Source organism: Phytoactinopolyspora endophytica (assembly GCF_004138495.1).
Taxonomy (GTDB): Bacteria; Actinomycetota; Actinomycetes; order Jiangellales; family Jiangellaceae; genus Phytoactinopolyspora; species Phytoactinopolyspora endophytica.
In genome coordinates, this window is sequence record NZ_ML142853.1 from 119,103 (window position 1) to 126,491 (window position 7,389).

The 7,389-nt window shown below is 68.6% G+C and carries 4 protein-coding genes and 2 pseudogenes; 1 reads left to right on the forward strand and 5 read right to left on the reverse strand.

Annotated elements, in window-relative coordinates:
* A pseudogene (locus ELR45_RS11400) lies at positions 1-367 on the forward strand (hypothetical protein); the annotation flags it as partial.
* Between the two features lie 377 nt (positions 368-744).
* On the opposite strand, the gene menC reads toward ELR45_RS11400, so the two are convergent.
* From menC to ELR45_RS35000, 5 genes and pseudogenes are all read right to left on the reverse strand, one after another.
* Complete coding sequence (gene menC, locus ELR45_RS11405; RefSeq protein ID WP_129666063.1) at positions 745-1,863, reverse strand: o-succinylbenzoate synthase; 1,119 nt, start codon at positions 1,861-1,863, stop codon at positions 745-747.
* Positions 1,860-2,762, reverse strand: a complete 903-nt coding sequence (locus ELR45_RS11410) for a hypothetical protein (RefSeq protein WP_205856417.1) — start codon at positions 2,760-2,762, stop codon at positions 1,860-1,862. The genes menC and ELR45_RS11410 overlap by 4 nt, the downstream gene beginning before the upstream one ends.
* The gene (locus ELR45_RS11415; protein WP_129666067.1) at positions 2,746-4,389 is read right to left on the reverse strand and encodes an N-acyl-D-amino-acid deacylase family protein; all 1,644 of its coding nucleotides are present in this window, start codon (positions 4,387-4,389) and stop codon (positions 2,746-2,748) included. Before ELR45_RS11415 ends, ELR45_RS11410 begins: the two co-directional genes overlap by 17 nt.
* Complete coding sequence (locus ELR45_RS11420) at positions 4,382-6,595, reverse strand: S9 family peptidase (RefSeq protein ID WP_129666069.1); 2,214 nt, start codon at positions 6,593-6,595, stop codon at positions 4,382-4,384. The genes ELR45_RS11415 and ELR45_RS11420 overlap by 8 nt, the downstream gene beginning before the upstream one ends.
* Before the next feature lie 76 nt (positions 6,596-6,671).
* Positions 6,672-7,389 (reverse strand): annotated as a pseudogene (locus ELR45_RS35000) (hypothetical protein); the annotation flags it as partial.

Here is a 7,389-nt window from a genome sequence, read left to right on the forward strand (position 1 = left end):
GGAGAAGGTCACCGACGTAGTCGCGCTGTACTTGGCGCCGCCGGAGCACGCAATCGTGCTGTCGGTGGATGAGAAGTCGCAGATCCAGGCCTTGGACCGCACCGCGCCGCAGGACAACCTACAGATCCAAGTGCACTTTACTCCGATGTCGGGATCATGGTTGAGCCTGGTCGAGTTCTGGTTCGGCATCATCGACCGCCAAGCCATCCACCACGGCACCTTCGGCTCGGTCAAAGACCTCAACACCGAGATCCGCGCCTTCATCGACGGCTGGAACGACCGCTGCCACCCCTTCATCTGGACCAAGACCGCAGAAGAAGTTCTCAAGAAGGCAAACCGTCACCCATCTTCAGAAACGTGCCACTAGGAAGTGCCCCCGGTCGGCACCGGGGGCACTTCACGTGGTTACTCGTCGTGTCGTCGCCATGAGGTCAGTTTTAGCACCTCAGGAATGTCCGCCGGTCGGGCACGCGAAACGGCCACAAGCCGGAACGCGATCCACAATGCGACGACAGCCAAACACGCAAGAATGATCTCTCGCATGTTCCCGCTCCCTTCGATTCTGAAGGAGAGGAAACGGCGCTGAGAACAGTTGTGGCATGCGCATTGCCTCACATCAGCTTTGAGTCCTCATCGGGACGAAGTAAGCGCAGCGTGCAGCCTAACACGGTCGTGGTGTGACTAGCCCATTCTCACCCAACCCGAACCGCAACATAATTCACGACACGCTCCACTAGCAGGCACTCACCGTGACGCGTCCGCGTCGATCCACTCGACTGTGGTCGTGAGCTCCCGCAAGATCTCGGGGATCGGGTTCACTCCGAGCCCGGCGCCGGTCGGCACCGCGACATGCCCCTGATCGAGCACGAACGGTTCGGTGATGTCCGTGCTGAAGTACCGGTCGGAGGCGGACGTGTCGCCCGGCAGGTTGAACCCAGGCAGCGCCGCCAGCGCCACGTTCGCCGCCCTGCCCAGTCCCGTCTCCAGCATCCCTCCGCACCACACCGCAACCCCGTGCGCCTGGCAGACGTCATGGATGCGACGAGCCTCGATATACCCGCCGACGCGGCCCGGCTTGATGTTGATCACGCGGGCAGCACCCATCGCGATCGCATCCGCCGCCGTCTTCGCCGACACGATCGACTCGTCGAGGCAGATCGGCGTGCGGATGACCCGGGCCAACTCGGCATGCTGCCGCAGGTCTTCATCGTCCAACGGCTGCTCGATCAGCAGCAGGCCGAAGGGGTCGAGTCTGGAGAGGGTCGCCGAGTCCGCCAGCGTGTAGGCGGCGTTGGCATCGACCTGAAGCAGCAGCTCATCACCGAAACGCTCACGGACCGCGCGCACCGGCTCGACGTCCCACCCCGGTTCGATCTTCAGCTTGATCCGCACGTACCCCTGCTCGAGATAGGCCTCGACAGCGTCCAGCAGTTCCGGAATGGTGTCCATGATTCCGACCGAGACGCCTGCCGGTACCCGATCCCTTACCGCACCCAGATAGGCACCGAACGACTCACCGCGCTGCCGGAGCCAGGCGTCCAGGACGGCCATCTCCAGGGCGGCCTTGGCCATTCGGTGTCCCTTGATATGCGCCAGCGCGGGACCCACCTGCTGCGGATCGATGTCGCGGGCGGCCAGCAACGGCGGCGCCAGGAAGTCCTTGATCACGGCTCCGGCTCCGGCGACGTACTCCGAGGAGTACAACGGCTCGACGGTCGCCACACACTCTCCCCAGCCCTCGCCATCGGGCGTGACGGCTCTGACGAGCAGCGCGTCCCGCACCGTCTCGACACCGAACGACGTACGGAAAGGGGCGACAAGGGGCAGCGACACGCGGCGCAGCTCGAATCCGTCCAGCTTCACGACACGTTCCTCTCGACGACATACGAACCTGACCTGGTGAACCCGGTGACAGCGGCGCCCTCGGCCAGCAGCTCACCCAGGATGTCCCGCACCGCCACCCGCCAGCTCCATGCGGTCGCCGGGTCAATACGCCGCAGACCCTCGATGTCCGACGGCGTCTGCACCAGCACCGTTCTGGCGCGACTCCACGCGGCTCCCGGCGCGATCTCCGGATTTCCGGACTCCGACTCGGTCAGCGCGGGGACAACGTCCGACCACGTGGCCGTCGGCATGCTCGCATCCGTCTCGGCCCGCGGCTCGGCACTCGCCTGCACACCTGCCGACGTCGTGATATCCCACGCGACGACGACTCGGTCACTGCCCTGCCCAGCGTTTAGCCCGTCGTCGATCTCCCCATAGAAGTCGACGACGTACTCTCGCGGCCGTGCCCCAAGTTTGGCGAGATTCACGTACGCGTTGCGCCGAACCAGCGGATCGAACGTCCACGTGATCTCGCTCAGCCCTCGCTCCAATGCCCAGGCTCGCTGGTGCAGCTTGAGCGCGTATCCGACGCCTCTACCGCGAGCGCTCCCGACGACGCCGGCCATGTGCGAGTGCAGCGCAGTCCCCACCGGTGCGGCGAAGAAGCCGACCGCGACGCCGAGCAGACGAGACTCGTCGACTGCTGCGGCCACATAGTTCCCAGCGTGTGCCAGTGCACGCAGCTCCTCGACCGGGATCAGGGAATGCCCCGGTGGCGCCTGCCACACCTCGTCGACGACGTCGACCACCATCGCCAGCTCGGCCGGTTCGCTCAGCATACGCAGCTCGACTCCGGCCCGCCGGGCCGCAGTACGGGCCACCTCCATTGCTGCGTCCGCCGCCGCGGTCTCCGCCGCCGGCTCAGCGTGTCCCGACATCACGACCCCCATCCTTGCGCAGTACAAGCCCGCGACGCTCCCCTGTGAAGGCGCCGCCGACCACCACCGATACACCGCCGAGCACCACGGTCTGGATGCCCGTCACCGGCATGTACGGGTCGGTCGCCGTGCCGTCGTGCCCGATTGTCTCCGGGTCGAAGACGACGACGTCGGCGTGGCTGCCCGGAAGCAACGTACCTCGGCCGACCAGCCCAAAATGGCCGGCGACCAGCGACGTCGCCTTCCGGATGGCGTCAGCCAGATCGAGAACGCCCAGCTCCCGGACATAGCGTCCGAGCAGTCTCGGATACGTGCCCACACTACGCGGGTGCACCGGTCCCGGACCCGGAACGCCGTTGTCCGACCCGATGGCCACCAGCGGGCTGGCCATGATCTCCCGGACATCGCTCTCGGCCATCCCCTCGATGACCATCCCCGCGGCCGGGTCGGCGGCGACGAGCTCACAGACGACGTCGAACGGGTCACGTTCCCCGGCGAGCTCCGCGAGTGTCCGCCCGACCACCGACGCGTCGGCGTGCGAGACGACGAGAACGTGCTCCGGGGCCGCCTCCGTCCAGAGACCGTCGCCCGGCTCTCCCTGCAGCGCCTGGGTGTGCCACTCCGCCCGCTTCTCCGGATCCCCCAGGTTGGAGGTGACTTCGGCACGGTCGCCGGCCAGGGCCACATTCGGCAGCAACGCGGACAGCGCCGTCGCGGACGCGGTGTACGGGTACTGGTCGCCAAGCACATCGATCCCGGCCAGCCGCGCGGCCTCGATGCGTGCCAGCAGCTCGCCGGCCCGTCCATGGTTCTCCCGACCGGCGAGCTTGCAATGCGAGATTTGCAGGCGCAGCCCACCGGCTCGGGCGACGGTCACCGCCTCGTCTACGGCGTCCAGCACCCGACGTCCCTCGTCGCGCATGTGTGTGGCGTACAGCCCGCCCAGTGGGGCGACGGCCCGGGCGACGCGGCACAGCTCGGCGGTGTCCGCGTAGCAACCCGGCGGGTAGATCAACCCGGTGGAGAACCCGAGCGCCCCGTCGCCCATGGACTCGGCGGCGAGCCGGAGCATCTTGTCCAGAGCCGGCGGGTCGAGGTGTTCGGCGGGTCCGTTCGTGGTCAGCCGGAGCGTACCGTGACCCACCAGGTAAGCGACGTGGTTGGTCGGGCCGGCGGTCTGCGCCGCGTCCAGGAACTCAGCCATCGTGCGCGGCCGGACCTCCACTCCGCGGACGATCTCGTGCAACGACGACGCCAGCTGTTCGGCCGCCGCCGTCGACGTCGGCGCGAAGCTGATCCCGCAGTTCCCGTTGATCTCGGTGGTGACCCCTTGCAGCAGCTTGAACGGCTGCGGCTCGGCCATGAACGGCACCAGGTCGCTGTGCGCATGCGGATCGACGAAACCGGGGGCCACCGCCAGCCCGGCACAGTCCAGGATCCGCGCACCCGCAGGCACATCGACCGGGCCCGCGTGGGCGGCATCCGCGTCAACAGCGCACGGATCGACAGCGCTACCGATCTGCCGGACACGGCCGTCGGCGATCAGCACGTCGGCGCGCACGCCGGGCGAGCCCAGCCCGTCGTACACCGTCCCGCCCCGCAATACCAGCGGCCGGGCGTCACTCATCGGCGGAGGCGTGCTCGGTGACCCAGCGGACAATCTGGCGGCTGTAGTCGATCCGGCACGACGGGGTGCCGTCGGCCATGAACTGGTGCGACTCCCCCGGATACAACACCATCTGCGTCTGCACGCCCAGTGAGCGCAGTGCCGTGAACCACTCCTCGCCCTGTCCGACCGGGCAACGCTCGTCATTCATCGCGTGTACGACCAGCGTCGGCGTGGTCACGTGCTCCACTCGTTCGATCGGCGACTGGGCACGGATCAACTCCCGTCCGGCGTAGAGGTCACCGCCGAACTCCAGCATCGCGAACACCCGGCTCAGGTCCGAGCTGCCCGCCATACTCACCAGGTCGGTGACCGGCCCGCCGGTGACGGCCGCGGCGAACCGGCCGGTGCGTGTCGTCAGGTGACACGTAGTGAACCCGCCGTAGCTGTATCCGCAGATCGCCAGCCGCTCGGGGTCCGCAATGCCTTCCGCCACCAACGCGTCCACCGGCTCGAGGAAGTCGCGTTCGTCGCCGATCCCCCACGACGCGGGGCTGGCGGCATAGAAGGACTCGCCGTAGCCGTCGCTGGCCCGTGGGTTGAGCAGCAGCACCGTCCAGCCTTGGCCGGCGAGTACCTGGTGATAGGGGTGCGCCGGCTCCATGTGCGGGCCCCACGCCATGTGCGGACCGCCATGCGCATCCAGCACCAGCGGCTGCGGACCCTGGGCATTCGGGTCGCGGACGATGCGGCCGTGGACGACGGTCCCGTCGCCGATGGTGAACTCGCGCTCCTGCGTCGGGATGAACGCGACGTCCGGCAGCGCAGTGGAGGTCAGAGCGGTCAGCGTCGCGACGTCACCGGTGTCCAGGTTCAGCAGACCGATCTCTCCGAACGACGAGCCGTTCCGGACGACGATGGCCGCCACTCCTGGCGCCGGTGCCGTCGACAGGCCAGACACGGAGACGTCCGGGTCGGCCATCAGCGGCTCGGGCTTGCCGCCGTCGAGGTCCACCCGGTAGAGGTGGGCCGCCCCTCGGTCGTTGACGCAGAAGACCACCGTGCGTCCGTCGCCGACGAACTGCGGCGCACCACCGGCCCACTCCGGACCGCCGGGTGCCACATTGCGGTCCAGCGACGCGGCCAGATCGAGCATCTGAACGCTACCGCTGAGCGCTGCGCCACCGTGGGACGCTGCGTCACCGCGGGCCGCGACGTCACCGTACGGCACTGCGTCACCGTGGGACGGTACGTCATCGCTGGGCGCAGCGTCGTGAGTCGGATCGCTGTCCTGCCCGTCCATCGGGATCCAGAGCAGACAGGTGTGACCGATTCGCACCGTCGGGGTTCCCACCGCCAACAGGCCCGAACCGTCCGGAGCCCAGACCACGCTGTCCAGTCGACCGTCCGCGGGACCGATCCGTCGCGGTACGGCGAAGGTGTCGCCACCGGTCGCTCGCACGGACGTCCCGACCACGGCCGGCACGTCGACGATGTAGGCCGCCGATCGCAGTGTCAGATCCGCGTCCGGGTCCATCGCGGCGGTGAACGCGATCCGCATGCCGTCCAGGGACCACGCCGGTGCGCTCGCGTCCCAGTCGCCGGAGGTGATCTGGCGGACCTCGCCGTCCTCCAGATCGAGGACGTGCACATGGCGGCGTGTATCGCCACGCAGCCCTGCACCGTCGGCCTTGTAACCTAGCCGGTCGACGACGACTGGGCCACGGTCGGGCTGTCGTCCAGACGCCGAGCCCGACGCGGTGAACGCGATCCGGCGGCCGTCGGGGCTCCAGACCGGCGCGCCCGCCCCCAGCGGCAGATCGGTAACACGTCGCGGCTCACGATCGCCGCCCATCGGCAGGACTCCACCGCCGTCGTCCATCGGCAGAACCCATATCTGCGCAGCGCCGCCAGGTCGCCCGCCCGCCCCACCGCCGCCAGGCCCGCTGAGCGAACCGTCACCGCCGAGCGAACCGTCGTCGACACGCACGAACGCGATCCGTTCCCCATCCGGAGACCACGCCGGCGACGTGTCGGCCCAGCCCGTGGTCAACTGCTCCGGTGCGGCATTCGACGACGCCGGCACGGTCCACAGGGCACGCCGGTTACGGTCCGCATCCCGGTCCGCCGTGCGCACGACGTAGACCACCCGCTGTCCGTCCGGCGAGATCGCCGGAGAGCTGGGGACCGCGAAGTCCCACAAGTCGTCGAGAGCCAAAGGCCGCATCACACGTTCCTTTCATTCGCGTCCTCGCGTACGGCGCTTTGGCTGTACGGCGCTTCGAATGCGTACAGCCGCCGCATCATGACCTGCCCGCCGTACCGTCGTCGCTGGTACGTACGAACACCCGGCCCGCGATCCGGAGCCCGAGCAGCTCTCCGTCCGCCCGGCGGAGGAACTCCACCGGGCTCCCCTTCCACTCGCCGTCCACGACGGTGAACAGATCCTCGTCCCGACGGCCGACGCGCAGCCGCACCGGCTCGTCGAAGTGGGCCATGACGAGCCGCAACGCCAGCGTCCCGCCGTCGGCATCCACGCGGACGGAATCCGGCTCCGGCCCAGCTGTGGGTACCTCGTAGCTGCCGGTGAACACGGCCAGAGATTCGCCGTCGACGTGCACATCGGGCTCCGGATCGGACCGTCGTACTCCGGCCAGGCCAGCCAGCAGCGCGTCGCACACAGCCTCGTGGACGTGGTGGCCGTCGTCGCTGTTGGTGAGCACGACGACGCCGACGTCGGCTTCCGGAACGAACCGGTACGCCGTCCGTGTCCCCGCCAGGCTGCCCTCGTGATAGACGGAGTCCACGCTCGTCGCTCCTTCACCGGTCGCGGAATTGCCCGTCGCACCGTCAGCCGCACGGCCACCCGGCCCGCCACCACCATCCGCACGACCACCTGTCACACCATCGATCGACCGGTCGCGGCGGACGTGATCGATGTGCCAGCCCAGGCCGGTCGATGCCGGCGGTGCGCCCACCGGAACCAGCTCCCTGTACATCCGCCGCCGGGTCTGCGGCGTC

Coding starts and splice junctions, on each gene's coding strand:
- ELR45_RS11420 (WP_129666069.1), bottom strand. CDS start 6,595: ATGCGGCCTTTGGCTCTCGACGACTTGTGGGACTTCGCGGTCCCCAGC.
- ELR45_RS11415 (WP_129666067.1), bottom strand. CDS start 4,389: ATGAGTGACGCCCGGCCGCTGGTATTGCGGGGCGGGACGGTGTACGAC.
- ELR45_RS11410 (WP_205856417.1), bottom strand. CDS start 2,762: ATGTCGGGACACGCTGAGCCGGCGGCGGAGACCGCGGCGGCGGACGCA.